Origin of the sequence: Dactylosporangium sp. NPDC049525 (genome assembly GCF_040676755.1) — a bacterium.
Taxonomy (GTDB): Bacteria; Actinomycetota; Actinomycetes; order Mycobacteriales; family Micromonosporaceae; genus Dactylosporangium.
Genome location: NZ_JBFAPO010000021.1, coordinates 15,035 through 39,457, shown reverse-complemented (window position 1 = coordinate 39,457; position 24,423 = coordinate 15,035). Strand labels below are relative to the sequence as shown.

Genomic DNA, 24,423 nt, shown 5'->3' with positions numbered 1-24,423 from the left:
GGTGCTGTCGGAATACGTGCGCCGGCCGCCCGGGGCGCGGGTGCGACCGTTCGTGGGCTGGTACTCCGGCTACCGCGAGACCGGCGTCGCGCCCGCCGTGCACCGCGGGCTCCCATCACCGTTCCTGACGCTCATCGTCACCCTCGACGACCCGTTGCAGATCTCGTCGCACCCCGATCCGGCGACGCCGCCCGGGCGGTATGACACGCTCCTCGGCGGACTGCACACCACGCCCGCGACGATCGTGCACGACGGGCGGCAGTCCGGGATCCAGATCGCGCTGTCGCCGCTCGGCGCCCGGACCCTGCTCGGCCTGCCCGCCGGCGAGCTCGCCAACCTCGACGTGACCGCCTCCGACGTGCTGGGCCCGTTCATCGACGCGCTGCGCGACCGGGTCCGTGCCGCGGCGACCTGGTCCGAACGGTTCCGGATCGTCGATGCGATGCTCGCCGACCGCCTCGCCGCGCCGGTCCTGCCGCGCCCCGAGGTCGTGCACGCGTGGCGGCTGCTGCAGGCCGGCGGCACCCTGGCCACCGCCGACCTGGCCCGGGAGGTCGGGTGGAGCGGGCGGTATCTCAGCCGCCAGTTCAACCTGGAGATCGGGCTCTCACCGAAGGCGGCGGCCCGCGTCGCCCGTTTCGACCTCGCCCGCCGCCGGCTGCAGGACGGCGCGGAGTCCCTGGCCGCGCTCGCGGCCTCCTGCGGGTACTACGACCAGGCGCACCTCACCCGCGAGTTCACCGGGTTCGCCGGCAGCCCGCCGGCGCGGTGGCTGGCCGAGGAGAACCTGCCGCCGTTCCGAAACATCCAAGACCCGGACGGGCCCGGGTCGGCAGACTGGGCCGCATGACACCTCCACCGCAGGTGTGGCCGACACTGCGTGCCACCGACGCCCGTGCCCTGATCCGGTTCCTGGTCGACGCGTTCGGCTTCCGGGAGACCGTGGTGCACGGCGAAGGCGACCGCGTCGATCACGCCCAGCTCGCCTGGCCGCCCGGCGGCGGCATCATGCTCGGCAGCGTCCGCGACGACGACGGCCCCGGCTGGCCGCTGCGCGCCGGCACCTTCGGCGCCTACGTGGTGACCGACGAACCCGACGCGCTGTACGCCCGCGCGGTCGCCGCCGGCGCGACCGTCCACAAGGAGCTCACCGACACCGACTACGGCTCGCGGGAGTTCTCCGTCCGCGACCCCGAGGGCAACCTGTGGTCCTTCGGCACCTACCGGGGCGAGCCTGTCTGAGGCCGGGCGCCACGGGGGCGCTGTTCGGCCCAGCTCAGGACGACGGCCCGCGGGCGCGTCCGGCCCGGCTCAGGACGACGGCCCGCGGGCACTGTCAGGCCCGGCTCAGGACGACGGCCCGCGGGCGCGGAGGTAGCGCAGCCCGCGCCGGCAGTACGTGCGCGGGTTGGTGTCCAGGAACCGGGCCCAACCCGGGTCGGCCTCGCCGCGCAGCCACGCGTAGTAGGCCAGGCCGTAGCCGAACATCGGCACGGTCAGGTAACCGAGCCGCGACGTCGTGGTGTACGCGTACTCGCCGCGGACCTCCCGCCCGAACGCGAACGCCGCATTGGCGCTGAAGACCCCGAGCCCGAAGTAGACCGTCAGCAGGTCGGTCAGTGGCTCGTGGTCCTTGCGGTCGGCGGAGATCCGGCCCTCGCCGAGCAGCAGCACGTGCCCGAGCTCGTGCGCGATCGTCGCGACGAGCGCCATCGGGGACTTGGCCTGCTCGTCGTTGATCCCGATGACGGAGCGGCCGCCGACGACCCGGTGATGGCCGGCGGCGCCGCTCCACGCGCTGCGCACCGGCACGTGCGCCGACAGCGCGTCGTCGGTGAACGCGTCGTCGTGGACCAGGTCCACCCGGGCGGGGTCGACGTCCATGTGCGCGCACAACCGGAGGAAGACCGCCCGCACGTCGGCGCGGCTGCCGGTATACGTGCCGGGAAAATACTCGTCCGTCGGCAGCAGCACCTCGCCGCCGATCCGCAACGGATCAAACGTGTCCGCGAGCCAGTCCATCGACGACTCGATCCACTCCTGCTCCACCGGCCTGACCGGGCACCCCGCCTGCCACCACGCCATGCCCGCATTGTGCTACGCCCGGCCGAGGCCCGGGGACCCCTCGTCAGGCGGAGCGGCGGCGGTCGGCGTTCATGGGCCACTGGGCCGTCGCGGTCTGGGCCGCGGCGTCGGCGTCGGTGACGAGGCCGTGCGGGTCGGCGGCGAGAGCGCTTTCCAGGGACCGGTAGGTCTGGATCGTGGCGAGGGTGCCGCCTTCACGCAGCGTGTGGACGACCTGCGGCGTCGGCACTGCCAGGACGAGCGATCCGCCCTGCTCAAGCGCTATACCCGCAGTCACGCGCAACATCATGACGCCGGTGCAGTCGATGGCGGTGACCTTTGCCAGGTCGATGACGATCCTGGGCTCCGGACGGAGCAGGAGCTGTGAGAGCGCGGTCTCCAGCTGCATCGCGCTGGCCGCGACCAGCGCACCGTGACAGGACAGCACCGTCGCGGCAGCGAGTCGGTCCACCGCGAAAGTGAGGGCTGCCATGCTGCGACGATACGTTCAGCCGTGACGGTCCGTGAACCCCTGTCCAGGTGGAGGGACCGTCCGACCGGCCGGTGACCGGACAGCCGGTCGTCGCTACGGGTGATCCGACAAGCGGGCGTGACACTGGTCAGCCGGGTGTTCATGGACGAAGCCGGGTGGGTACGCAACCAGGAGCCCCCGCAGTACGTCAGGCCCCGACGAAAGGTGCTTTTCCGGTGCAACTGGACTCTAGGCCTGCGGTTGTCGACTGCGCGTTGTATGTCGGCGGGGTCCGCCAAACGGACGACCTGCCCCTCGCCGAACTGTACGAGCGGGCCCTCGAACAGCCGGACGCGTTCGTCTGGATCGGGTTGCACGAACCGGATCCGGACCAGTTCATCGATGTCGAGAAGGTGTTCGGGCTGCACCCGCTCGCGGTCGAGGACGCGCTGAAGCCGGCGCCGCAGCGGCCGAAGGTCGAACGGTACGAGGACGTGACGTTCTTCGTCGCCCGCACCGCCCGGTACCTGCCGAACCTGCCGGAAGGGCAGCTGGCCGAGTCGAACGAGGTCATCGACACCGGCTCGATCCGGATGTTCCTCGGTGGCCAGTTCATCGTCACGGTCCGTCACGGCGAGGCCAGTGAACTGCGGTCCGCCCGGCTGGACCTGGAGGCGAACCCGGCGCAGCTCGCGGGCGGCCCGTGGGCGGTGCTGCACGCGATCCTGGACCGGATCGTCGATGCGTATCTGGTCATCGTCACCGCGATCGACTCCGACATCCAGGCCCTGGAGAAGGCCGTGTTCCGCCGGGACAGCGGCACCAGCATCGAACACGTCTACCAGCTGAAGCGGGAGGTGATGGAGTTCCGCACCGCGGCGGTGCCGTTGCAGCGGCCGCTGCTGACGTTGCTGGACAAGCAGACGTTCGCGCTGTCCAAGGAGATCCGCCGCTACTTCCGCGACGTCAACGACCACCAGACCCGGGTCGTGGAGCAGGTCGCCAACCACGACGACATCCTCAACTCGATCCTGCAGGCCCGGCTGGCGCAGGTGACGATCGACCAGAACAACGACATGCGCAAGATCGCGTCCTGGGCGGCGCTCGCCGCGTTGCAGACCGCCATCGCGGGGGTCTACGGCATGAACTTCGTGTTCATGCCGGAGCTGCACTGGCGGTTCGGCTATTTCTACGCACTCGCCCTGATGTTCGGCAGCGGGCTGCTGCTGTACCGGACGCTGCGCCGCAACCGCTGGCTGTGAACCTCCGCGCCCGGCCCTCGCGTGCGGCGCGGCGATCTATGCGGCCGGCTTTCGCGTGCGGCGCGGCGATCTAGGCGGCCAGGCCGAGCGACCGCATGTGGCGGGCCTCGCGGGCGGCCCGGGTGAGGGCCTGCACGGTCCGCGGCCCGGCGATCCCGTCGATGGTGAGGCCGGCCCTGGCCTGGAAGCGGCACAGCACCAGCGGCATCTCGGCCTCGGGCGCCCGCGGGTGTAGCAGCCCGATCTCTGCCAGGAGCGCGTGCACGGCGCGCGGGTCGGCGGGCGGCGCGGCGGCGTCGGGTGCGCTGACGGCCCCGGCGAGCGCGGCGCCGACGGCCTGCAAGGTGCGGCGAACGGTCATGCGCTCAAGTCTGGTCCGCGCACCTGCGCGCCGCGTCAGGGCTTTCCTGCCCGCCGACCCTGAATTTGCCCTGACGGGGTCTTAGGCCCCGGGGATGAGGACGCCGAAGCCGGTGCGGGCGAGCCGCAGCAGGACCTGTCCCGGCGCGGTGAGCGTGGCGAGCTTCGCCGCGGAGGCGTCCTCGAGGTGGCGGACGGCGCCGGCGTACGCCTCGGGCCCCGTCCGACGTGCGGCGTCGAGCACGGCGGTGTTGCGCCAGACCTTCGCCCGGGCCTCGGTGAGCAGCCGCCGGGTCGCGGCCCGGTTCGCCGGCGCGAGGATCCGGTCCAGCAGGCTCGGGCGGTTGACGGTGCGGCCCTCGGCCTCCTCAGCGCCGACCCTGGCGAGCAGGACCGTGTCGATGTGGGTGTGGTCGCGTTCCCGGGCCGCGCGCACGGCGGGGTCGTCGAAGTCGGCCGGGTCGATCACCGCGATCAGCGACTGCGGCAGGTCGTAGTTGATGTGGGCGTTCATGCCGAGCAGGACGTGCCGCAGCGCCGGCAGCTCGGGCCGGTCCCGGGCGGTGTCGAACGCGATCCGCCACGGCCGCGGCACGGTGCCGCCGCTGAGGTCGGCGTCGAACGCGTCCAGGTACAGCTCGGCGAACGCGACGTCCCACCGGTTGAGCCAGGCTGCGTCGAGGAACCCACCGCGGTCGATCTCGTCGGCGACGGCGTGCGTGGTGCGCAGGTAGGTCCCGTGGAAGTGGCGGCGCGCGTCCTCGGGCGCGAGGCGGGCCAGGCCCTCCTCCATCCGGGCGATGATCGCGGCGACGGCGTCGTTCATGCCCGGTCCGCCGGCGGCCTGCCCGCCGGCGGCCGATCGGCCGGCGATGCGGTGAGTGAGGTCACGATCGCAGTGTGCGGCACCCCGGCAAGGTCGACAAGTTGAATCCTAGTCAATCGGTAGGGGAAGTGGGTATAGTGCCGCCACACAACATCCGTCAATGAGGAGCGTCATCGATGCGTCGGCTCTCGGTCGTCCTGACCGGTGTCCTGGTCCTGCTCGGCACCACCCTGGCCGCGGGTTGCGCCGCCGACAAGGAGCCGGCCGCCGCGCAGCCCGGCGCCGCCGAGGAGCCGCTGCGCGTCGGCTACCAGCGCTTCGGTGGGCTCAGCCTGGTCAAGGCGCGCAAGGCCGAGGCCGCCGGCACCACGTGGTCGCTCTTCGAAAGCGGGCCCGCGCTGACCGAGGGCATCAAGGCCAATGCGATCGACATCGGCCAGGTGGGTGAGGCGCCGCCGATCTTCGCCGCTGCCGGGAAGATCGACTTCAAGATCATCGGTACCTCGAAGCCGGTGCCCAAGGGCGAGGCCGTCCTGGTGAAGGCGAGCAAGGGGTACACCAGCTTCAAGGACCTCAAGGGCAAGAAGGTCGCCCTGAACAAGGGCTCCAACGTCAACTGGCTGCTCGTGCGCCTGCTCGACGCGAACGGCATGAGCATCAAGGACATCGACGTGCAGTACCTCAAGCCCGCCGATGCCCGCCCCGCGTTCGACAATGACCAGGTCGACGCGTGGATCATCTGGGACCCGTACTTCTCCCTCGCCGAGACGCCGGGGGTGAAGGTGCTCGTTGACGCGACCGGCCTGGCCAACAACCGCGAGTACCTGCTGGTGTCGCCGCAGGCGCTGAAGGCGAAGCCCGGCAAGATCCGCGAGTTCCTGAAGACCTACCGCGAGGTCACCGACTGGGGCATCGGCAACCCCGAGGAGCGCGTCAAGATCCTCGCACCGGAGCTGAACATCCCCGAGGACGTCGCCCGCCGCGCCCTGGACCGCAGCGCCCAGCCCCTGGCCCCGATCGACGCCGCCATCGGCGACGAGCTGCAGCAGATCGCCGACGGGTTCACCGACCTGCAGCTGATCCCCGGCAGGGTCGACATCAAGGGGCGCATCGACGACCAGTTCTCGGACATCCTGCGATGACGACGCTGCTGGAGCGGCCCGTGCTGCGGAAACCGGCACCGCGCCGGGTCGCCGCCCGGCGCCGCTGGCTGCGGGCCGTGACGCCGCTGGTCCTGCTCGCCGCGTGGGAGGGCGGCGTCCGCGGCGGGCTGCTCGACCCGGACAAGCTGCCCGCCCCGAGCGCGGTGCTGGAGGCCGGCTGGCGGCTCGCCGCCGAGGGCACGCTCGGTGAGTACCTGCTCGACTCCGTCCAGCGGGCCGTGCTCGGGCTGCTCATCGGCGGGCTGCTGGGCCTGGCGCTGGGCACCCTCGCCGGGCTCGTCCGGCTCGGCGACGACCTCGTCGACCCGACCGTGCAGATGGCCCGGATGCTGCCGCACCTCGGCCTGGTGCCGCTGCTCATCATCTGGGTCGGCATCGGCGAGTCGCTGAAGGTCACGCTCGTGGCGCTCGGCGCGTTCTTCCCGATCTACCTCAACACGTACGCCGGGATCCGCAACATCGACGAGCGACTGGTCGAGGCCGCCCGTACCTGTGGACTGACCGCCCTCGAACGGGTCTGGCACGTGGTCGTGCCCGGCGCGCTGCCGTCGCTGTTCCTCGGCGTGCGGCTCGCGTTCGCCGCCGGCTGGCTCAGCCTCGTCGTCGGCGAACAGGTCAACGGGCAGGGCGGGCTCGGGTTCATGATGATGGAGGCCCGCGAGTTCAGCCAGACCGACGTGGTCGTGCTCGGCCTGGTCACGTATGCGCTGCTCGGCCTGCTGTCGGACCTGCTGCTGCGGCTCGGCGAGAGGAGGCTCCTGGCATGGCGGCACGGACTGCGGGCCCGGTGACGGCGGTCGCCTCCGCGAGAGGGGTGCGGCGTTCCTTCGGTGACACCGTGGTCCTGGACGGCGTCGACCTCACCATCGGCGCCGGCGAGGTCGTCGCGCTGCTCGGCGGCAGCGGCTCCGGCAAGAGCACCCTGCTGCGCATCCTCGCGGGCCTCGACAGCGAGGCGACCGGCACGGTGGCCACGACCGGATCGGCGGCCGTGGTCTTCCAGGAGCACCGGCTGCTGCCGTGGAAGCGGGTCGCGGCCAACGTCGCCCTCGGCGTGCGCGGCGGCTCCCTGCGCGAGCGCGTCGACGCCGCCCTCACCGAGGTCGGTCTCGCCGACCGCCGCGACGCCTGGCCGGCCGAGCTGTCCGGCGGGCAGGCGCAGCGGGTCGCGTTCGCCCGGGCGCTGGTACGCCAGCCCGACCTGCTCCTGCTCGACGAGCCGTTCGGTGCCCTCGACGCGCTCACCCGCCTGCGCATGCAGGCCCTGTTCGGCCGGCTGCGCGCCACGCACGGCTTCGCGGCGCTGTTCGTCACCCACGACGTCGACGAGGCGCTGCTGCTCGCCGACCGGATCCTGGTCCTGGACGGCGGCCGGATCGCCGAGGAGCGGCCGGTGCCGCTGCCGCACCCGCGGGCCGTGGACGCCCCGGGCTTCGGCGCCGAACGGCGCGCCCTGCTCGGCCTGCTCAACGTCCCGGCCTCACCCGGCTGACCACCGCACCGCGCCGCCGTGCGCCACGCAACGAAGTCCACGCGTCGCGGGGTGGTCAGCCCACCAGGTACGTCAGATGGGTGGCGTCGGCGGTGTGGTGCGGCTCGAGCGGGGTCAGCGCGACCGGGCCGCCGAGATGGTCGAACAGCGGCGTGCCCGCGCCCAGCAGCAGTGGCGCCACGTGCAGGCTGAGCCGGTCGACCAGACCCGCCCGCAGCGCCTGCTGGACGATGCTGGCCCCGCCCATGATGTGCACCCGGCGCTCGCCGGCGACGGCCGCCGCCGCGCTCACCGCCGCCTCGACCCCGCCGGTGACGAACGTGAACGTCGTCGCGCCCCGCGTCACCGGCTCGTGCGGCCGGTGCGTGACGACGAAGACCGGCATCCCGTAGAAGCCGTCGTCACGCTCCCAGCCGTTGGTGATGTCGTACACGCGCCGGCTCGTCACGACGGCACCGGAGGCCCCGAACGTGTCCGCGAGCAGCGCCTTGCCGTCCTCCGTCCAGACCCAGGTGTGCAGCGCCTCGCCGCCCGCGCCCAGCCCCGGGTGCTCGTCCAGGTCGGGCCCGGTGACGAACCCGTCGACCGACATGGAGATGTTCGCTTCGATCACAGCCATGCTGTCGGTGTACCGACGCAGGGGCTTCGCGAAACCCGCGGCGGTGGATCCGATGAGTCGGGCATCCGCCCGTCGTCAGTATGGGTGTACGTCCCTCGGATCCGTGGAAGGACCTCGCCTTGAACAAGATCATCTTCATGATGTCGGTGTCGCTGGACGGCTACTTCGAGACCGCCGGGCACAGCCTCGCCTGGCAGGACATCTCCGACGAGCTGCACACCCACTTCAACGAGGAGCTGGCCGCGGCCGGCGCCATGCTCAACGGCCGCGTCACGTGGGAGCTCATGGCCGCCGCCTGGCCGACCGCCGACGAGGACCCGGCCGCGCCGAAGCCGGTCGCGGAGTTCGCCCGCATCTGGCGCGACATGCCGAAGGTCGCCTACTCCACCACGCTGCGCGAGGCCGGCTGGAACACCACGATCGTCCGCGACGTCGTGCCCGCCGAGGTCGAGGCGCTCCGGGCGGCCGCCACCGGCGACCTGTTCATCGGCGGCCCCGACCTGCTGACCACCTTCCAGCGCCTCGACCTCGTCGACGAGTACCGCATCTACGTGCACCCCACCGTCATCGGCGCCGGCAACCCGCTCTTCCGCCCCGGCACGTCGCTGCGGCTGACCCTGGCCGAGTCGCGGCCGTTCGCCAACGGCGTGGTGCTGCTGCGGTACCGGCGGGCTCAGGCCGAGTAGCCGCCGCCGGCGTTCGGCGTCGCGCCGGTGACGTAGGCCGACTCCGAGGGCATCGCCGTGCGGGCCGCGTCCGGGACTCGTTGCTCGCCGCGGTCGACCTGACCGCATCCCGCTGCCCTGGTGAGCTCCTGTCGGTTTGCGGACCGACCGACGCCGAACGTATCGACGGTCCCTGACGTGCTCTGGATGTGACCCGCGCCATAGTCCGGTCCGTTGCCGGTCCGCGGGTGCCGAGGAGTAGGCATGAACCCCGTCCAGATTCGCGGTCCAGGACTCGTCGCAGCCGTCGTGCTGGCCATCGTCGGTGCTTCCGGATTGCCGGCCGCCGCCGTGCCGCCGCTGTTGATCCCGATCACCGTCGTCTTCACCGTGACCAACACGGCCGATGCGGGCGCGGGGTCGCTGCGCGACGCCATCACGGCCGCCAACGGCATCGCCCTGCCCAACCGGTCCAAAATCAACTTCAACATCCCGAACGCCGGGCCGCACACCATCACCCCGGTGAACGACCTGCCGGCGCTGACCGGATGGGCCACCGTGGACGGGTACAGCCAGCCCGGCACCGCCCGCGCCACCGCCGTCGCCCCGGCCGTGCTCGACATCGTCGTCAACGCGGTCAACACGACCCGCGGCCTCGAACTCGCCACCTCCGACAGCACCGTGTCCGGCCTCGTCATCCGCGGCTCGAACGCCGCTGCTGCGGCCGGCGCACCGTGCGTCGACGACGGCATCTGCGTGCGCGGCGACCGCAACGTCATCACCGGCAACTACATCGGCCTCGGCGTCGCCGGCCTCAACGCGTTCGGCAACTCCGGCGACGGCATCGACCTGGACGGCACCGGCAACCGGGTCGGTGGCACCCTGCCCGGCGACCGCAACGTCATCTCCTCCAACGGCAACCACGGCATCCGCGCCGTCGGCACCGGCGCCGTCATCCAGGGCAACCTGATCGGCCTGAACGCCAACGGCACCGGCCTGTTCGGCAACGGCGAGACCGGTGTCAGCCTCGTCGGCGACACCGGCACCGTCGGCGGCTCCACGGCCGGCGCCGGCAACGTCATCTCCAACAACGGCCGGCACGGCGTCCTGCTCGACGGCGACACCAACACCGTGCAGGGCAACCTGATCGGCACCAACGCGGCCGGCACCGCCGACCGCGGCAACGGCACCGACGGCGTCTTCGTCGCCGGTGTCGGCAACGTCATCGGCGGCTCTGCCAATGCAGCCGGCAACGTCATCTCAGGCAACGGCGCCAGCGGCGTCTTCACGGACAGCTCCGCCGACGGCACCGTCATCCGGGGCAACACGATCGGCACCGGCATCGGCGGCAACACCGCCATCGGCAACGACGACGGCGTCAAGATCGAGGGCATCAACAACGTCGTCGACGCCAACCTCATCTCCGGCAACCTCCTCGACGGCGTCGAACTGCACGAGCAGTTCGGCAACGTCACCACCGGCAACATCGTGCAGGCCAACCTGATCGGCACCACCCGCAACGGCCTCAACCCCCTCGGCAACGGCGACCACGGCATCGACGTGCGCGTGCTGGCCACCGGCAACCGGATCGCCGGCAACGTCATCGCCGCGAACAACGCCGGCGGCATCTACCTCTTCGGCCCCGGCACCACCGTCGAGAAGAACCTCGTCGGCACCGACCGGACCGGCGCGGCACCTCTGCCGAACACCGGCGCCGGCGTCGAGGTCGACGGCGACGGCAACGTGCTCACCGGCAACACCATCGCCGCGAACACCGGCGACGGCATCGAGATCTCCGCCGACAACACCCTGGTCACCGGCAACTTCATCGGCACCGACCCCACCGGCACCGTCGCCCTCGGCAACCTCGGCAGCGGCGTCACCATCGGCGGCAACGGCAACCAGATCGGTTCGGGCGCCGCCGCCGTCCCGATCAACACCATCGCCAACAACCAGCTGGACGGCGTCACCGTCAGCAGCGGCACCGACAACCCGATCCGCCGCAACGCCATCTACGGCAATGCCGACCTCGGCATCGACCTGGGCAACACCGGCGTCCTGCCCAACGACGCCGGCGACGTCGACGTCGGCGACAACGACCTGCAGAACTACCCGGTGATCGCCGCCGCGACCACCGTCACCGCCACCTGGGCACTGGACGGCCAGCCGGCCACCACGTACCAGATCGAGTTCTTCGTCAACACGGTCTGCTCCGCCAGCGGCCACGGCGAGGGCCGCAAGTTCCTCGGCGCCCTGACCGTGACGACCCCCGCGGCCGCGGGGGCCGCGAGCGGCATCTACACCTTCGCCGTGCCGACCTCACCCGGGCAGCAGGTCACCGCGACGGCGACCGTCCTGCCGGCGGGCGCTGCGGTCGGCCCGACGTCGGAGTTCGCGGCCTGCGTCACGGCCGTCTGACCCGGCTCACAGTGGACGGCCGCTCGCTGGCCGTCCACTGTGGTGCTGTTGTCGCCTTTTGTCGCCGCCGGCCAGCAGGTGCAGCGCGGCGTGGTCGGGGCTGCCCTGCTCCGCCTGGAACGTGACGAACCGCTGCCCGTCGACCGCAGTCAGAATCTCCGACGTCAGCTCGAGCCGCCCCGCCTCCGGGTGCTGAAACGTCCGCCGCGCGCCGCTCTTCACCCGCACGTCGTAGTGCGCCCACAGATCCGCGAACTCGGCGCTGCGCCCACTCAGCTCGTCGACGAGCGCGGCGCGCTCCGGACTGTCGTCGAGCGTACGCAGGTGCGCGACACAGTCCTCCGCCATCCGCCGCCACGACACGAACACCTCCCGAGCCACCGGGTCGGTGAACACGTACCGGACCAGGTTGCCCGGCACGGTCACCCCGACGAGCAGGCCCCGGCCCTCGACGTTGGCGGCGAGGAGGTCGCTGGTCTGGCTCAGCACGTACGCCGGCGTCGGCCGCACCATCTCCAACAGCCGCACCAGCGCCGGCCGGACCACCTGCACCGCTGCGCTTCTGGGCACCTCCGAGTGCGCCAGACGGTGCAGGTGGGCCCGTTCGTCGTCGTCGAGTCGTAGCACCGTCGCCAGCGCGTCGAGGACCGCCCGCCCCGGATTCGTGTCCCTGCCTCGCTCCAGTCGCGTGTAGTAGTCGACGCTCACGCCGGCGAGCGCGGCCAGCTCCTCGCGCCGCAACCCCGGCGTCTGCCGCCGGCCCGTCCCGGCGGGCAGCCCGGCCTCTGCGGGGCTGACCCGGCCGCGACGGTTGCGCAGGAAGTCCCCGAGACTCACCCGACCATTCTGCATCGCGGGCCCGGCCCGAGGGGTGGCCCTGGCAGGACCCCTCCCGCAACACCCCGGCCAGATCCGGTCCTCCCGCCTTGACTGGAACCGGGCGACGCTGTCGGACATGACGAACCAGCACGTGCTCGTAATCGGCGGCAGCTCAGGGATGGGCCTGGCGCTGGCCGCCCGGCTGCTGCGCGGCGGTCACCGGGTGACCGTCGCCGGCCGCTCCGCCACCCGCCTCGCGACCGCGGCCGCCCACCTCACCGCCCCGGCCGCGCACGCCATTGCCCCGGCCGGACACCTCGCCGGCCCAGCCACACACCTCACCGCCTCGGCTGCGCACGTCACCGGCCCGGCCGCGCACCTCGCCGACACGGCTGGACAGCTCACGGCCGCGGATCATGAGGTGGCCGGTCGTCTTGGGACGGCGCAGGTCGACATCGGTGTCGAGGAGCAGGTCGAGGCGCTCGCGGAGCACACCTACGACCACGTGGTCGTGACCGCGGCCGACGCGGTCGGGGCGTACGCGCCGCTGCCCGCCTTCACCGTCGAGGCCGCCACGGCGGTCCTCGCCACGAAGGTGCTCGGGCCGTGGCTCGTCGCAAAACACCTCGGCGGCGCGCTGCCACCGGGTGGCTCTCTGGTCTTCACGTCGGGCATCGCCGCATACCGGCCCGGCCCGGGAGCGAGCATCATCGCCACGGCCAACGGCGCGCTGGAGTCCCTCGCCCGGGCGCTCGCGCTGGAGCTGGCACCGGCTCGGGTCAACGTCGTCTCGCCCGGCTGGGTCGACACGCCCATCTGGGACACCCTGGCCGGCGCCGCGAAAGGCGAACGACTCGCCGCGATGGCCGCCCGCCTGCCCACCGGCCGGGTCGGCACTCCCGACGACATCGCCCGGGCGATCGTCGCGCTGCTGGACAACGGCTTCGTCACCGGCACCGTCCTGCACGTCGACGGCGGCCATCGCCTCGTATGACGGCCGCTGCTGTTGGCCGGGCCGACGCGACCTCGCCCGCGCCGTGTCGAGGCGATGTTCCCCCGGACGACCGGCGGCCGTCCTCGACGGCGCAGATCATGTGCGTGCGGAGTCGGGGGGAGCGTGACCGCCACGACGGCACGGACTACGCAGCAATGGGCGAACCCCGGCACGAAGAAGCGTCACGAACGGGATCACGCCGGGACCGCGTCGCGGACATGCCAGACTGGCCGGGTGACGGGACAGTTCGCCGACGAGGTCATGCACGCCGACGCCTGGCACAGCATCACCGCCGTCGACGGGACCGGTCTCTTCGACGCCGCCGAGCACGGCTTCCCGCCCACAGCCATCAGCACGGCGTGCTACCGCGGCGGGCTCTACAAGTACCGCATCGATGGACGCCGCCTCATGCTGCACGCCGCGGAGATCGGCGCGCCTCCCGGCACGCCGCCGGTCCCGCTGTTCGGCGTCGCACCGGGCCGCTCGGCGTTTCCAAAGGTGTTCCGCGGGAAGCTGTCCTATGTGGACCTGCATGCCCCGGTCGACTTCACGGGACGGCTGCTGGTCGGTGCGGAGCCCATCTCCATCGGCCGGCTCCACATGGGCTTCCGCCCCGCCTACAGCTTCGCGCGCGTCTGGGAACTGGCCTTCGAAAACGGGCGGCTGACCACGGCGGCCGACCGCTCCGCCGACCTCGCCGAGGTGCGCCGCCGCCTCGCCGACACCAGTCCGGGACCGGCGCCGGGGGAGAGCACCACCGACTGGATCGAACGGACCTTCTCGCTGTCCTTCGCCTACAGCTGGCCGGAGCTCTGAGCCGCCGCGCGACGGGGCCGGCCGTTGTGTGTCCACTGTGGACGTACGGCAAGCTGCTGCGGTCGCTGCGAGCCTAGACCGGACCCGGGCGTTCCTCGGCGGCGAGGACGAGTCTGCGCAGCAGGTCGGCGAGGACGCGTCGCTCCTCGGCGGTGAGCGCCTCCAGCAGCGCGGCCTCGCCGTGGTCCTCCCGGCCGGCCTGCTGCTCGAACGCGGCGCTGCCCGCCTCCGTCAGCCGCACGTGGACCCGCCGGCGATCGGCGGTGTCGCTCGCCCGGGTGATCAGCCCCGCCTCCTCCATGGGTGCCAGCCGCGCGGACAGCGCACCGCGGGTCAGCCCGAGCGTGTCGGCGAGCTCCGACGGGCTCGCGGCGTACGGCGGGCCCAGCCTCCGCAGCTTCATCAGAATCTTGTACTGCCAGTGCGGCAGACCATCCGCCGCCAACGTGTCACGGCGCAGCTGCTGGGTGTGCCGTGCGAGCATCGCGAGCCGCATGAAGATCGCCTCCTTCACCGGGTCGAGCCACGGCAGCTCCCGCTCCCAGGCGTCGATGTGCTGCTCGACGTCGTCCTTCATCGCCGCCCCCGCCGCAAAGTAGTTTTCTTGAGGATAGTTTTTCTGATTACTACTGTCACCGTCATGACCGAAATCGCAGTCCCTCGCCAGGCCGTCGCGTCCGCAGCACGCGCTCTCGCCTACGCCGGCCGGTGGCACGATGCGGCGACCCTGCTCGATGCGGCACCCGAAGACCCGCTGCTGGCCCTTGCCTCGGCACAGGTGGCCGTTGAGTCGGACTGGTTCGCCGGTACGTCCAGCGCCGGCCAACGGCTCACCACCGCCACCCGGCTCGCCGCCGGCCTCGACGACGCGGGACGGTGGGATCTGGCGTTCGTCGAGCTGCGCCACGCGTACCGGACGGTGCTGATGCGGGCCCGATCCACGCAGCTGTTCGTCACCGCCGACGCGGTCCAGCAACTCGCCGCCGACCTCGCCATCTCGGCGCCGGATGCGGTGCGTACGGGATGGGCACGGATGTACCAGGGGCTGATCGCCGACAACCTCCTCGCCGAGCGGGATGCCGCTCCCGCCCATTACCGTGCCGCACTCGACGCCGGCGCCGGCGATCCCCTCCTGGCCCGGGAGGCGCTGCGCCACCTCGGCGACCACGACCACGACCACGGCGACCACCAGCTCGCCCTCGACCGGTGGCGCCGCGCGACCGAACTCGGTGCCGCCGCCGGCAACGTCCCCGGCACGCTGTCACAGCTCCTTCTCCTCGCCGTCCTCGCCCGAGACGCGGGCAACGAGGAGGGCGCGGTCACACTCGCCGCCGAGATCGTCCGGTGGGCGACCGCGATCGGCGCGGCGAGCCTCGCCGCTCAGACGGCCGCCTTCATCGCCGGCGCCGACCCGACCGCCCCACCGCAAACGCCGGCGCCTGCGGACCCTGAACCCGCGAATGCCGAACCCACCTCGGTCGCACCCATCTCGGTCGCACCCGCGGCGGCCGGACCTGCGTCGGTCGTGGCATCCGCGCCTGCCGGGCCCGCGCCAGACGCACCTCCGGCAATCGTGGGACCCGTGGCGACGACGTCAACGATGACGGAATCCACCGCGTCTGCGCCCGCCGCGCCCGGATCAGCTGCGACTGCGCACACCGCGATGCCACCCACCGCGTCTGCGCCCGCCGCGACCGGATCGGCCGCGATTGCAGACAAGGCGATGCCACCCACCGCGGCCAGCCTCACCGCGTCTGCGCCCGCCGCGACCGGATCGGCCGCGACTGCAGATATCGCGATGCCACCCACCGCGGCCAGTCTCACTGCGACCGCGCCCACCGTGACGGCACCCACCGCACCTGCCGTCACCGCACCTGCCGTCACCGCACCTGCCGTCACCGCACCTGCCGTCACCGCACCTGCCGTCACCGCACCTGCCGTCACCGCGTCCGGCCTCAGCACGCCCGGGGCGGCCGGGGACCCGCCCGCCAAGCCTGAGCCCGCCAAGCCCGAGCCGGCGTCCGCCGGCGGCGACCTGCCGGTGGTGGTCGTGTCGTTCATGACCGCGCCGCTGGCGACCACGCCGCGCCAGTGACGAGGCCACCGGAACGGCGGGAAACCGGCTCCGCGAAGCAGCGTCCTGCGGCGACCCGTCCAGGTCGCCGCGGGACGTCACCCCGGCACCACTTCGGGCACCCGATGGAGAGGGCGGGCTCGGCTCGTACACCAGGCGAGAACGCGATCAGAAGTCATAGACCGTCACAGCAACGTCGCGATCGCTCAGCGCCGAAACCACGAGTGGCTCGATCCTGTCCCACCGGCCGCCGGCGAGGCCGCAGCCGATTCTCGGCATGTGCACCGACGCGCCGAGCTCGAGTGCCCGGTCGCCGACCGTCGTCAGGGCGCGGCCGATCGCCTCATAGCGGACCGGTGGGCCGGAGCTGCCCGTCTTGATGCCGTGCTGCCCGATCATGTTGGCGACCCACAGCGACGGCTGCACCTCCAGGATCCGGACGGCGCCGAGGGCGAAGTCGTTGCTGGCGCGTTCCCGATGCCACCGCCGGAAGTCGCGCTCGGGCTCGGGCCAGCGCCGGGACACGGCGAGGACGAATCCCGCGCCCCAGTGGCCCTGGTCGTTGCAGACGTGGGCGATGATTTTGGGCCCGGCTGCCTGTGGACTGGTCGCGTCGCCCTTGATGATCCTCAGCGGTGTCATGGCCGACAGCATGCCAGCGAGGTACGACAGAAAACGTCCGACACGGGGCCGCAGGGCTGGCGCCGGCCGGTATCAGACCGGTTTCGTGACGTAGGTTCTCTGGATGACTTCTCGGGTGGCGATCTGGACCGACGGCGCCTGCAGCGGCAATCCGGGTCCCGGCGGCTGGGGTGCGCTGCTGCGGTATGGCGCGGTGGAGAAGGAACTCTGCGGTGGTGAGGCCACGCCGACGACGAACAACCGGATGGAGCTGACGGCGCCGATCCGGGCCCTGGACGCGTTGACCCGCACCTCGGTCGTCGACCTGCACACCGACAGCACGTACGTCCGCAACGGCATCATGTCGTGGATCGCGAAGTGGAAGCGCAACGGTTGGCGGACCGCGGCCGGTCAGCCGGTGAAGAACGAGGACCTGTGGCGGGAGCTCGACGCCGCGGCCGCCCGGCACGAGGTCGTCTGGCACTGGGTCAAGGGCCACGCCGGGCACGAGGAGAACGAGCGCGCCGACCGGCTCGCCGCCCGCGGCCTGCGCGAAGCGCTGTCCGCTTAGCGGCGCAGCCCGCAGAGCGGGGTCAGCGCGGGGTCACGAGCGGCGCGATGACGTCGACGCGGTTGGACCAGATGGCGCCGGTGTAGCCGTCCGGGAGCTCGGCCACGTCGGCGGCGGTGTCGAAGCCGGCCGACCAGTCGCCTTCGCCGCGCACCAGGACGACCCGCGTGTCGACCGAACGCATCCGGGCCACGAACAGGTTGGGCCAGCCCCACAGCCACTTGCCGTAGCGGGTGGGTAGCTGGAGCTCGCGGTGCCGGCAGCTGGCCGGGACGTGGCCGGTCCAGCCGGTCGCGGCGTAGTTGAGCAGGCAGTCCTTGATGATTGCGCGGGACGAGGTCCGCACCTGGGGGAAGCGGCGCTCGACCGTGGCGACCGCGGTGTCGCCGCCGGTCACCGTGACCGTGGCGAGCCGGTCGGCGGGCAGGGTCGCGAGGAAGTCGGCGAGGGCGTCGCCGTCGGCCCGGTCGTCGCGTTTGAGGTCCAGTTTCAGTGCCCGGCCGGGGAGGGCGGCGAACACCTCGGGGACCGTCGGAAGCAGGCCGATCCCGGTGCCGCGCAGGGGGAACGTGGCGCCGCCGTCGGCGGTGTAGCCGTAGCCGACGTCGAGGCGGCGCAGTTCGTCGAGGGTGTGCTCGCCGACGGTGCCGGTGCCGTCCGTGCGGCAGTCGAGGGTGGCGTCGTGGAACACGGCGAGGTGGCCGTCGCGGGTCAGCTGCACGTCAATTTCAGCCTCGTCGGCGCCCGCGTCGAACGCCGCCCGCAGCGATGGCAGGGTGTTCTCCAGGTACGGCAGTTGCGGCGGATGGATGATCCGGGCGGTGCAGGTGTCGGCGGTGACGCCCGCCAGATCGAAGGTCTGCGCGAGACCGCGGTGCGCGAGCAGGAAGGGGCGCTGCCCCGGTTCGGCGCCGGCGATCGTCGAGCTGTTGCGCAGGTACAGGCCGGCGGTGACGACAAGGACGACGGCGAGAGCGACGGCAATGCGGCGCGGCCAGCGGCGGGGGCGCGGCGGATCGGTGGGCACCGGGGCAGCCTGGCAGCGTGCGGCCGGCGGTGGAAGCGGCGAAGGACGTAGCCGGGCGGCACCTTGGTACTACGAAGGGGCGCGACGAAGAAGCGCTACGAGGGTGGCAGGTCGCGGGTCAGCAGCGCCGCCTGGGTGCGGCTGGCCACGTCCAGTTTTGCCAGGACGTTGCTGACGTGGGTCTTCACGGTCCGTTCGGCGAGGGCGAGGGCCGCGGCGATCTCGCGGTTGCCCAGGCCCTGGCCGAGCAGGTCGAGGACCTCCCGCTCGCGCGGTGTGAGCACGGTCAGGTCGGGGGAGGGGCCGGGGCGGGCCGGCCGCCTCGGCCACAGCAGGTCGGCGGCGGACGCGCTGAGCGGGCGTACCCCGGCGTGGGCGCCACGCACCGCCGCGGCCAGTTCGGCGCCGGTGGCGTCCTTGAGGACGAACCCGTCGGCGCCGGCGGTCAGGGCCCGCTGGATGTCGGCGGCGCTGCCCACGGTCGTCAGCATCAGCACCTTGACCTCGGGCCGGCGGGAACGCATCTCGCGCATGGTCGCGACCCCGTCGGCGCCGGGCAGGTACAGGTCCAGCAGGATGATGTCCGCCGGGACCGGGTCGCGCAGGAGGCCGGCGCCGTCGGCGAACTCGGCGACCACCTCGATGTCGGGCTCGGCGCCGAGGATCAGGGCGAGGCCTTCGCGGACGAGGGCCTGGTCGTCGACGATGGCGAGCCGGATCACCCGGCCGATGATATGTCAGGGGGAACGGATGCCGGTCAGCCTTCGCCGGCACTGGCGGATCGTGATCGACGTGGCCCTGTACGTCACGCTGGTCACGCTGTACGTGCTGTCCGGCACGGTGCTCAGCGTCCCGCTGGCCGTCGCGCAGCTGGTCCCGCTGGTGTGGCGGCGCCGGGCGCCCGGGACCGTGCTCGCCGTGATCAGTGTGGCGACGGCGGCGCACTCGTTGCTCGGGATGGGGCGCGCGGTGGGGTACCTGCCGGTGTCGCTGGCGATGTACACGGCGGCGACCCACCGCTCGCCGGCGGTGCGGTGGGGCGTGTGCGCCGCGGCCACGGTGCTCGTCACCGTCACCGGGGCGATCCGGCGCGGGCCGGTCGAGGGCGGGCTGCTCGCGGCCGTGGCGCTGACCGTCACCTGGCTCGCGGGTGTCGAGCGCGGTGAACACCTGCGCGAGCGGGCCACCATCGCCGGGCTGCGCCTGGAGCGCCGCCTCGCCGAGCAGGCGGCGGCCGCGGCCCGCTCCCGGGAACGGCTGGCCCGCCGGCTGCACGACAGCCTCGCCCACACGATGACGGTCATGCTGGTGCAGGGCGAGGCCCTCCGGACGACCGCCCGGCTCGCCCCGGCCGACGAGCATCGCCTCGACACCGTGCTGCGGGCCGGCAGGGACGCCCTCGCCGAGGTGCGCCTCGCGCTGGCGGAGGAGGCCGAGCGGGACACGGCGGCCACGCTGACCGAGCGCCTCGACGCGGTGCGGGAGGCCGGGCTGACGGTGCCGGCGACGCTGGTCGACGAGCTGGCCGTGCTGCCGGCGGGCGTGCGCGAGGTGACGTTCCGGCTGGTGGGCGAGGTGGCGACCAACGCACTGCGGCACGACGGACCGGGCACGGGACTGCGGGCCGAGCTCGACCGGGACGGCGACCGCTGGACCCTACGGCTCACCAGCCAAAGACCATCCGCCGGCCAAAGACCACCTGCCGGCCACCGACCACCCGCCGCAGGCGCGACGACCGGATCGGCCGGCGGTGGTGGGTACGGGCTGCGCAGCCTGGACGCCGATGTGCGCGCCGCGGGCGGGACGCTGCGCTACGGTCCCCGCGACGCGGGCTGGCAGGTGACCGCGGAGTTCCCGGACGGGGCGGTGGGCGTTCACGCGGGAGGGTGAAGCGGGTGCCTCGGCGTCCGGCGGGCACCTACGCTGATGGCCGACACAGGGAGGTGGCGTGCAGGGACGGTTGCGTGCCGTCGCGCAGCTTGCCGTCGCCGTGCTGGTGGCCGCGCTGACCGCGATCGTCGTGAACCACATGCCGCCGCTGACCGGCGCCCGGCTGGTCGTCGTCGCGGTCGCGTCGCCGATCGCGCTGCTCGGCGGGCTGTGGCTGGAGATCTTCGCGGTCACCCGGGACGAGCCGAGCCCCCGTCCGCGCCGCCGGGGACTGCGCCGCCGGGTCCGGCGGTTCCTGCGCACCTGGCGGGGCGTGCTGTCCTCCGTCGCGATCGTCGGCGTCGTGGTCATCGTGCCGCTGCTGTTCGTCCACAGCACCTGAATCCGCCCGCGTACCGGAAAAAGGGGCAGACTGGGCCGCATGGTGAAGGCGCGGCCCGCGGCCGGCGGGGGACGATGGGTCGAGATCTCCCCGGAGCGGCTCAAGGGGTGGCTCGACGGGTTCTACGGCCGGCACGACGGCGCGACCGAGGACGCCCTGACCCTGACCGGGGCCAGCAACGGCGACACCGCGACCCTGCACCCGCCGCCGGGGCTGGACGGGGTCACCGACATCGACGCGCTGCTGCAGGGCGTCGCGAAGCCGCCGAGGATCGGGCTGCTGCTCGTGCGGCGGGGCGCCGCGGCGGTCGGGGTCGCCGACGGCACCACCCTGGAGACGTCGAAGGTCGACCGGTTCTACGTGCAGGGGCGCACGGCCGCGGGCGGGTGGTCGCAGCAGCGGTACGCCCGCCGCCGTGGCAACCAGACCGACGCCGCGATCGAGGACACCGCCGACATCGCCGCCCGCGTCCTGGCCGGGCACCCGGACCTCGCCGCGCTGGTGTGCGGCGGCGACCGCGGCATGATCGACCTGGTCCTGGAGGACCCGCGGCTCGAACGGATCGCCGCGCTGCGGCACCCGCACCTGCTCGAGGTGCCCGAGCCGCGGCTCAACGTCCTGGAGGACGCAGCGGTCACCGCGAGAAAGATCCGCATCCATCTGGTGCCTTGAGATCTGACCGCTACGCTGTCCTGGGTCGCGAGCCTTCCTGCCGAAAGGGTTCGTCGATGGTTGACGTGGTGGATCGGATCGACGTCGCGTTCCGCGGCGAGGGCAGCGGCGTCGCCGAGCTGACCTGGGGCCAGCAGTCGATGCTGCTGACGATGGACCGCGAGCGGTCATGGCTGCCGATGGGCGGACACCAGCCCGTCGCGCCCGGCACCACCGTCGCCGACGTCATCGACGAGTTGCGGTATTCGCTGGGGCGCTACCAGTCGTTCCGGACCCGCCTGCGCCACGACGGCGCACCGGGCCGGGACGGTCGGGCGCTGCAGGAGGTGCATGCCGGCGGGACGCTGACCGTCGAGGTGTACGAGGCCGACGACGACCCGGTCGCGTTCGCCGCCGAGGTGGAGCACGCGTACCGGACCGCCGAGCCCGACCTGGCCGCCGACTGGCCGCTGCGGGCCGCGGTCGTCTGCCGGGACGGCCGGCCAGAGCGGCTCGTCGCGATCATGCCGCACCTGGTGACCGACGCGATCGGCGCCGGGGTCATGGTCGCCGAGGCCACCGCCCGCGTCGCGACGCCGGTCACCGGGCCGCAGCCGCTCGACCTGGCCGCCTGGCAGCGCTCGCCGTCCGGTGAACGGCAGAGCGCCGCCGCCGTCCGGCACTGGGAGCGGCACCTGCCGTCGTTGCCGGTCCTGTCCCCGGCGCTGCGGCCGGAGCGGCAGCGGTTCCCGAAGGCACGGTTCACCTCGCCGGCGATGGCGTCCGCCGCCCCGGCCGTCGCCGCCCGCACCGGCGTCGACCCGGCGACGATCCTGTCGACCGCGTTCATGATGGCCGTCGGGCAGGTCACCGGCACCGACCAGGTCGCGGTCCGGCACCTGGTGGGCAACCGCTTCCGCGCCGGCCTCGCCGAGGTGGTCAGCCCTCTCGCCCAGCTCGGCCTGTGCGTCGCCGACGTGGCCGTCCCGCTGGACGAGGCGCTCGGCCGGGTCGCCCGCGCGTCCCTCGCCGCGCACAAGCACGCCTACTACAACCCGCTGCGGCTCGCAGACCTGCTCGCCCGCGCGGACACCGACGTGACTCGGACCGTGTGCTACAACGACCGCCGCACGTCTCGCGCGGCCGCACCCGACGTGCCCGGCGGCGACGGGGTGTTCGAGTGGGTTGGCGCGTCGACGGGCCCGACGGAGCCGCTGTTCCTGCACATCGACGACGAGCCGGGCGCCCTGGTTTTCACCGTCGACGTGGACACCGCGTTCCTGTCCCGCACGGACGCGGAGACCATCGCCCGCACCATGGAGTCGATCGTCGTTGCGGGCCGCGCTTGAGAGTGGCCGCGGTGGGTACCACAACCTCCGAGCGCACCACCTGGAGGGAGGCGCGACGATCATGATTACGCAGCTCGTCTGGCGCCCCGTTGACGGCGGGAACGTTGCCGTCGTCGCCCGCGCCCGTCACTGGCTGGGTCTGGCCCTGCCGAGGATCATCGGCCGCCGTCCGCGCGGCCACCTGCACGACGACACCGAACTGCTGCTGTGCGAGCTGGTCACGAACGCGGTCGTGCACGCCGGCGGCGTCACCGCCGTCCAGCTGTGCCTCACCGACGAGACACTGCGCGTCACGGTCTGTGACCATGTCGCGGCGCCGCCGGTCGCCCGCAACGCCGCACCCGACGCCGACCACGGCCGGGGCATCGCACTGGTCGAGACGCTCGCCACCCGATGGGGCGTCGACCGTGACCGCCTGGCGGGCAAGTGCGTCTGGCTCGAACTGTCCACCGCCGGCGCCCCTGTCTGAGCCGCCCAGCTGCCACGCCGACTACGGTGACTGTCCATGCCGCTCAGCCCGACCGCCGCCGCCGAACTGGCCGCGCGCTGTGCCCGCCCCGGCGACGCGCTCGTCCGCGTCGACCTGATCGAGCCGGTGCCCAGGGCGTACCGGCCGGGCTCGATCCGCAGGGCGGGCGGCGCCCCGATCGGCGTCGACGAGCAGACCCGCCCCCGCTGGCACGACGGCTACATGGCGCACCTGATCACCGTCGACCTCGACGACGTGCCGCACCTGCGCGCCGTCGCGGACCTCGCCGGCGTCCGCGCCCTCGCGCTGTTCATCTCCTCCGCCGCCGACAACGAAGCGTTCCAGGCAGGCACCCCGCAGACCGCACTCGTCCGGCTCACCGACGCCGACCTCGCCAAGGGCGAGTGGACCGGCCCCGCCGTCGACGACCCGCCCGCCCGCGCCTACCGGCTCCACCCGCTGGACGTGCCTGCCCGCGCGTTCTACGACGTCTTCGACCCGACCTTCGACGAGGACGCCGTCGCACCCGACCTTGACGACCTGCACGACCTGCTCATGTCCGCCGACCGCATCGGCGGCCCGGTCCTGCACTGGTCCGGCGACACGTACACCACCGACTTCCTCTGGCAGTTCAGCGAGGCCGTCGTCGACGTCAACCTCGGCGACGCCGGCACCATGTACGTCCATGCCGCCACCGCCTACTGGAACTGCCACTAGTCTGTGCCGGGTGGGCTACGACTTCGAGAGCGCCGGCACCGGCCACCGCCTCAACGACTGGCAGATGGGGCACGTAAGGCTCGTCCTGCTGGAGGCGGGCGCCATCGCCGGCGGCGGCCTCGAGCGGCTGTTCGGCAACGAACAGTTCGCGCCGTCGGCCGAGACCTTGCCGGCCGGGCACTTCAGCTCCAACGACGGCTGGCAGGTGACCGCGGCGCAGAGCGCCTTCATCGCCGCCCGCCTGCGCGCCGCCCTCACCGCCGACCTGATCGGCGACATGGCCCTGTTCTACTACGACCAGCCGACGCAGCTGCGCGAGTGGGTCGACGAGTTCGCCACCTTCAACGAGCATGCCGCCGCGCACGGAGGCTACAAAGTCCACTGATGCCGGGGCAGTGCATGGCTCCGGTCCGCCGTGGGCGCGGCCCGCTGCTCCCGTCAGCCACCGGTCGGCCGTGAACGGCCTCCCTGCCAGGTCCGCGGACAGTTGCGGTGACACGACCTGCGGTCGTGACAAGAACGCGGCCGTGGCCGGCCGCGACGCGACCTGCGGCCGCGACAAAACCCGCGACCTGCGGCCGCGACAAAACCCGCGACCGGGTGCGACCGGGGGAGTAGGCGGCAGGGGTGAGGTACGCCCCTGGTGGTAGCCGGCGGGGAGTCCCGAGGATGACGACCGGCCGGCGACGCGTCCCTAGGCTG

Annotated in this window: 29 protein-coding genes; 19 read left to right on the top strand and 10 right to left on the bottom strand. The window is 72.7% G+C overall.

The genetic code is table 11. The annotated features are described in order from the left end of the window. The first annotated feature begins 1 nt into the window (after position 1). Together AB0K00_RS27680 and AB0K00_RS27675 are read left to right on the top strand one after the other, a co-directional pair. A complete protein-coding gene (locus AB0K00_RS27680) occupies positions 2-850 on the top strand; it encodes an AraC family transcriptional regulator (RefSeq protein WP_363525526.1) in 849 nt (282 codons plus the stop codon). Next, on the top strand, positions 847-1,242 hold the full coding sequence (locus tag AB0K00_RS27675; protein ID WP_363525523.1) for a VOC family protein: 396 nt from the start codon (positions 847-849) through the stop codon (positions 1,240-1,242). Before AB0K00_RS27680 ends, AB0K00_RS27675 begins: the two co-directional genes overlap by 4 nt. 105 nt (positions 1,243-1,347) lie before the next feature. On the opposite strand, the gene AB0K00_RS27670 is transcribed toward AB0K00_RS27675, so the two are convergent. After that, complete coding sequence (locus tag AB0K00_RS27670) at positions 1,348-2,085, bottom strand: hypothetical protein (RefSeq protein WP_363525520.1); 738 nt, start codon at positions 2,083-2,085, stop codon at positions 1,348-1,350. Positions 2,086-2,128: 43 nt separating this feature from the next. Next, the gene (locus AB0K00_RS27665) at positions 2,129-2,557 is read right to left on the bottom strand and encodes an STAS domain-containing protein (protein ID WP_363525518.1); all 429 of its coding nucleotides are present in this window, start codon (positions 2,555-2,557) and stop codon (positions 2,129-2,131) included. Between the two features lie 215 nt (positions 2,558-2,772). Here AB0K00_RS27665 and AB0K00_RS27660 point away from each other — a divergent pair, with 215 nt between their 5' ends. Continuing rightward, complete coding sequence (locus tag AB0K00_RS27660; RefSeq protein ID WP_363525515.1) at positions 2,773-3,798, top strand: magnesium and cobalt transport protein CorA; 1,026 nt, start codon at positions 2,773-2,775, stop codon at positions 3,796-3,798. 70 nt (positions 3,799-3,868) lie between these two features. Here AB0K00_RS27660 and AB0K00_RS27655 read toward each other — a convergent pair whose 3' ends face one another. Then, positions 3,869-4,159 (bottom strand): peptidoglycan-binding domain-containing protein, encoded by a 291-nt coding sequence (locus AB0K00_RS27655; protein ID WP_363525512.1) that lies wholly within the window; start codon positions 4,157-4,159, stop codon positions 3,869-3,871. Positions 4,160-4,240: 81 nt separating this feature from the next. Beyond that, positions 4,241-4,984, bottom strand: coding sequence for a DUF5995 family protein (locus AB0K00_RS27650; RefSeq protein ID WP_363525509.1), 744 nt, complete (start codon positions 4,982-4,984; stop codon positions 4,241-4,243). A gap of 176 nt (positions 4,985-5,160) precedes the next feature. Here AB0K00_RS27650 and AB0K00_RS27645 point away from each other — a divergent pair, with 176 nt between their 5' ends. Genes AB0K00_RS27645 through AB0K00_RS27635 form a run of 3 tightly spaced genes read left to right on the top strand, consistent with a single transcriptional unit; the run spans position 5,161 to position 7,639 of the window. After that, positions 5,161-6,126, top strand: a complete 966-nt coding sequence (locus AB0K00_RS27645) for an aliphatic sulfonate ABC transporter substrate-binding protein (protein ID WP_363525506.1) — start codon at positions 5,161-5,163, stop codon at positions 6,124-6,126. Continuing rightward, on the top strand, positions 6,123-6,938 hold the full coding sequence (locus AB0K00_RS27640; RefSeq protein WP_363525503.1) for an ABC transporter permease: 816 nt from the start codon (positions 6,123-6,125) through the stop codon (positions 6,936-6,938). Before AB0K00_RS27645 ends, AB0K00_RS27640 begins: the two co-directional genes overlap by 4 nt. Next, positions 6,911-7,639: an ABC transporter ATP-binding protein gene (locus AB0K00_RS27635; protein WP_363525500.1), complete on the top strand. Its 729-nt coding sequence runs from the start codon at positions 6,911-6,913 to the stop codon at positions 7,637-7,639. Before AB0K00_RS27640 ends, AB0K00_RS27635 begins: the two co-directional genes overlap by 28 nt. 55 nt (positions 7,640-7,694) lie before the next feature. Here AB0K00_RS27635 and AB0K00_RS27630 read toward each other — a convergent pair whose 3' ends face one another. Further along, complete coding sequence (locus AB0K00_RS27630) at positions 7,695-8,258, bottom strand: dihydrofolate reductase family protein (RefSeq protein WP_363525497.1); 564 nt, start codon at positions 8,256-8,258, stop codon at positions 7,695-7,697. A 119-nt stretch (positions 8,259-8,377) separates the two neighbouring features. On the opposite strand from AB0K00_RS27630, the gene AB0K00_RS27625 reads away from it, so the two are divergent. Continuing rightward, positions 8,378-8,944 (top strand): dihydrofolate reductase family protein, encoded by a 567-nt coding sequence (locus tag AB0K00_RS27625; protein WP_363525494.1) that lies wholly within the window; start codon positions 8,378-8,380, stop codon positions 8,942-8,944. A gap of 243 nt (positions 8,945-9,187) precedes the next feature. Further along, entirely contained in the window at positions 9,188-11,341 is a 2,154-nt protein-coding gene (locus tag AB0K00_RS27620; protein WP_363525491.1) for a right-handed parallel beta-helix repeat-containing protein, read from the top strand. 6 nt (positions 11,342-11,347) lie between these two features. On the opposite strand, the gene AB0K00_RS27615 is transcribed toward AB0K00_RS27620, so the two are convergent. Beyond that, on the bottom strand, positions 11,348-12,178 hold the full coding sequence (locus AB0K00_RS27615; RefSeq protein WP_363525489.1) for a helix-turn-helix transcriptional regulator: 831 nt from the start codon (positions 12,176-12,178) through the stop codon (positions 11,348-11,350). A 118-nt stretch (positions 12,179-12,296) separates the two neighbouring features. Between AB0K00_RS27615 and AB0K00_RS27610 the strand changes: the two genes are divergently transcribed. Together AB0K00_RS27610 and AB0K00_RS27605 are read left to right on the top strand one after the other, a co-directional pair. Beyond that, positions 12,297-13,154 (top strand): SDR family oxidoreductase, encoded by an 858-nt coding sequence (locus AB0K00_RS27610; RefSeq protein ID WP_363525486.1) that lies wholly within the window; start codon positions 12,297-12,299, stop codon positions 13,152-13,154. A gap of 234 nt (positions 13,155-13,388) precedes the next feature. Continuing rightward, positions 13,389-13,970 (top strand): hypothetical protein, encoded by a 582-nt coding sequence (locus AB0K00_RS27605; protein WP_363525484.1) that lies wholly within the window; start codon positions 13,389-13,391, stop codon positions 13,968-13,970. Positions 13,971-14,043: 73 nt separating this feature from the next. Here the strand turns inward: AB0K00_RS27605 and AB0K00_RS27600 are convergent, their stop codons facing one another. Continuing rightward, complete coding sequence (locus AB0K00_RS27600) at positions 14,044-14,547, bottom strand: MarR family transcriptional regulator (RefSeq protein WP_363525481.1); 504 nt, start codon at positions 14,545-14,547, stop codon at positions 14,044-14,046. Between the two features lie 63 nt (positions 14,548-14,610). Between AB0K00_RS27600 and AB0K00_RS27595 the strand changes: the two genes are divergently transcribed. Next, complete coding sequence (locus tag AB0K00_RS27595) at positions 14,611-16,065, top strand: hypothetical protein (RefSeq protein WP_363525479.1); 1,455 nt, start codon at positions 14,611-14,613, stop codon at positions 16,063-16,065. A 147-nt stretch (positions 16,066-16,212) separates the two neighbouring features. On the opposite strand, the gene AB0K00_RS27590 is transcribed toward AB0K00_RS27595, so the two are convergent. Then, a complete protein-coding gene (locus tag AB0K00_RS27590) occupies positions 16,213-16,686 on the bottom strand; it encodes a macro domain-containing protein (protein WP_363525476.1) in 474 nt (157 codons plus the stop codon). A gap of 103 nt (positions 16,687-16,789) precedes the next feature. Here AB0K00_RS27590 and rnhA point away from each other — a divergent pair, with 103 nt between their 5' ends. Next, positions 16,790-17,236, top strand: a complete 447-nt coding sequence (gene rnhA / locus AB0K00_RS27585; protein ID WP_363525473.1) for a ribonuclease HI — start codon at positions 16,790-16,792, stop codon at positions 17,234-17,236. 22 nt (positions 17,237-17,258) lie between these two features. On the opposite strand, the gene AB0K00_RS27580 is transcribed toward rnhA, so the two are convergent. Together AB0K00_RS27580 and AB0K00_RS27575 are read right to left on the bottom strand one after the other, a co-directional pair. Beyond that, complete coding sequence (locus tag AB0K00_RS27580; protein ID WP_363525470.1) at positions 17,259-18,263, bottom strand: glycerophosphodiester phosphodiesterase family protein; 1,005 nt, start codon at positions 18,261-18,263, stop codon at positions 17,259-17,261. Positions 18,264-18,358: 95 nt separating this feature from the next. After that, on the bottom strand, positions 18,359-18,985 hold the full coding sequence (locus AB0K00_RS27575) for a response regulator transcription factor (protein ID WP_363525467.1): 627 nt from the start codon (positions 18,983-18,985) through the stop codon (positions 18,359-18,361). Between the two features lie 28 nt (positions 18,986-19,013). Here AB0K00_RS27575 and AB0K00_RS27570 point away from each other — a divergent pair, with 28 nt between their 5' ends. The 7 genes from AB0K00_RS27570 to AB0K00_RS27540 all read left to right on the top strand — a co-directional run bounded on the left by AB0K00_RS27570 (position 19,014) and on the right by AB0K00_RS27540 (position 24,106). Further along, positions 19,014-20,153 carry a histidine kinase gene (locus tag AB0K00_RS27570; protein ID WP_363525464.1) on the top strand — a complete coding sequence of 380 codons (1,140 nt, stop codon included), beginning with the start codon at positions 19,014-19,016 and terminating at the stop codon, positions 20,151-20,153. Between the two features lie 58 nt (positions 20,154-20,211). Further along, positions 20,212-20,535, top strand: coding sequence for a hypothetical protein (locus AB0K00_RS27565; protein WP_363525461.1), 324 nt, complete (start codon positions 20,212-20,214; stop codon positions 20,533-20,535). 39 nt (positions 20,536-20,574) lie between these two features. Further along, the gene (locus tag AB0K00_RS27560) at positions 20,575-21,207 is read left to right on the top strand and encodes an acVLRF1 family peptidyl-tRNA hydrolase (protein WP_363525458.1); all 633 of its coding nucleotides are present in this window, start codon (positions 20,575-20,577) and stop codon (positions 21,205-21,207) included. Between the two features lie 56 nt (positions 21,208-21,263). Further along, positions 21,264-22,535 (top strand): condensation domain-containing protein, encoded by a 1,272-nt coding sequence (locus tag AB0K00_RS27555; protein WP_363525455.1) that lies wholly within the window; start codon positions 21,264-21,266, stop codon positions 22,533-22,535. Between the two features lie 61 nt (positions 22,536-22,596). Continuing rightward, on the top strand, positions 22,597-23,004 hold the full coding sequence (locus tag AB0K00_RS27550; RefSeq protein WP_363525452.1) for an ATP-binding protein: 408 nt from the start codon (positions 22,597-22,599) through the stop codon (positions 23,002-23,004). 36 nt (positions 23,005-23,040) lie between these two features. Then, positions 23,041-23,721 carry a hypothetical protein gene (locus AB0K00_RS27545; protein ID WP_363525449.1) on the top strand — a complete coding sequence of 227 codons (681 nt, stop codon included), beginning with the start codon at positions 23,041-23,043 and terminating at the stop codon, positions 23,719-23,721. Positions 23,722-23,731: 10 nt separating this feature from the next. Then, positions 23,732-24,106 carry a hypothetical protein gene (locus AB0K00_RS27540; RefSeq protein WP_363525446.1) on the top strand — a complete coding sequence of 125 codons (375 nt, stop codon included), beginning with the start codon at positions 23,732-23,734 and terminating at the stop codon, positions 24,104-24,106. Positions 24,107-24,423: the final 317 nt, after the last annotated feature.

Excerpts from the sequence above, each read along its gene's own strand:
- AB0K00_RS27630 (WP_363525497.1), bottom strand. The coding sequence starts at position 8,258 with ATGGCTGTGATCGAAGCGAACATCTCCATGTCGGTCGACGGGTTCGTC.
- AB0K00_RS27645 (WP_363525506.1), top strand. The coding sequence starts at position 5,161 with ATGCGTCGGCTCTCGGTCGTCCTGACCGGTGTCCTGGTCCTGCTCGGC.
- AB0K00_RS27570 (WP_363525464.1), top strand. The coding sequence starts at position 19,014 with ATGCCGGTCAGCCTTCGCCGGCACTGGCGGATCGTGATCGACGTGGCC.
- AB0K00_RS27665 (WP_363525518.1), bottom strand. The coding sequence starts at position 2,557 with ATGGCAGCCCTCACTTTCGCGGTGGACCGACTCGCTGCCGCGACGGTG.
- AB0K00_RS27675 (WP_363525523.1), top strand. The coding sequence starts at position 847 with ATGACACCTCCACCGCAGGTGTGGCCGACACTGCGTGCCACCGACGCC.
- AB0K00_RS27595 (WP_363525479.1), top strand. The coding sequence starts at position 14,611 with ATGACCGAAATCGCAGTCCCTCGCCAGGCCGTCGCGTCCGCAGCACGC.
- AB0K00_RS27670 (WP_363525520.1), bottom strand. The coding sequence starts at position 2,085 with ATGGCGTGGTGGCAGGCGGGGTGCCCGGTCAGGCCGGTGGAGCAGGAG.
- AB0K00_RS27640 (WP_363525503.1), top strand. The coding sequence starts at position 6,123 with ATGACGACGCTGCTGGAGCGGCCCGTGCTGCGGAAACCGGCACCGCGC.
- AB0K00_RS27600 (WP_363525481.1), bottom strand. The coding sequence starts at position 14,547 with ATGAAGGACGACGTCGAGCAGCACATCGACGCCTGGGAGCGGGAGCTG.
- AB0K00_RS27655 (WP_363525512.1), bottom strand. The coding sequence starts at position 4,159 with ATGACCGTTCGCCGCACCTTGCAGGCCGTCGGCGCCGCGCTCGCCGGG.
- AB0K00_RS27555 (WP_363525455.1), top strand. The coding sequence starts at position 21,264 with ATGGTTGACGTGGTGGATCGGATCGACGTCGCGTTCCGCGGCGAGGGC.
- AB0K00_RS27550 (WP_363525452.1), top strand. The coding sequence starts at position 22,597 with ATGATTACGCAGCTCGTCTGGCGCCCCGTTGACGGCGGGAACGTTGCC.
- rnhA (WP_363525473.1), top strand. The coding sequence starts at position 16,790 with ATGACTTCTCGGGTGGCGATCTGGACCGACGGCGCCTGCAGCGGCAAT.
- AB0K00_RS27620 (WP_363525491.1), top strand. The coding sequence starts at position 9,188 with ATGAACCCCGTCCAGATTCGCGGTCCAGGACTCGTCGCAGCCGTCGTG.
- AB0K00_RS27650 (WP_363525509.1), bottom strand. The coding sequence starts at position 4,984 with ATGAACGACGCCGTCGCCGCGATCATCGCCCGGATGGAGGAGGGCCTG.
- AB0K00_RS27590 (WP_363525476.1), bottom strand. The coding sequence starts at position 16,686 with ATGACACCGCTGAGGATCATCAAGGGCGACGCGACCAGTCCACAGGCA.
- AB0K00_RS27545 (WP_363525449.1), top strand. The coding sequence starts at position 23,041 with ATGCCGCTCAGCCCGACCGCCGCCGCCGAACTGGCCGCGCGCTGTGCC.
- AB0K00_RS27560 (WP_363525458.1), top strand. The coding sequence starts at position 20,575 with ATGGTGAAGGCGCGGCCCGCGGCCGGCGGGGGACGATGGGTCGAGATC.
- AB0K00_RS27635 (WP_363525500.1), top strand. The coding sequence starts at position 6,911 with ATGGCGGCACGGACTGCGGGCCCGGTGACGGCGGTCGCCTCCGCGAGA.
- AB0K00_RS27610 (WP_363525486.1), top strand. The coding sequence starts at position 12,297 with ATGACGAACCAGCACGTGCTCGTAATCGGCGGCAGCTCAGGGATGGGC.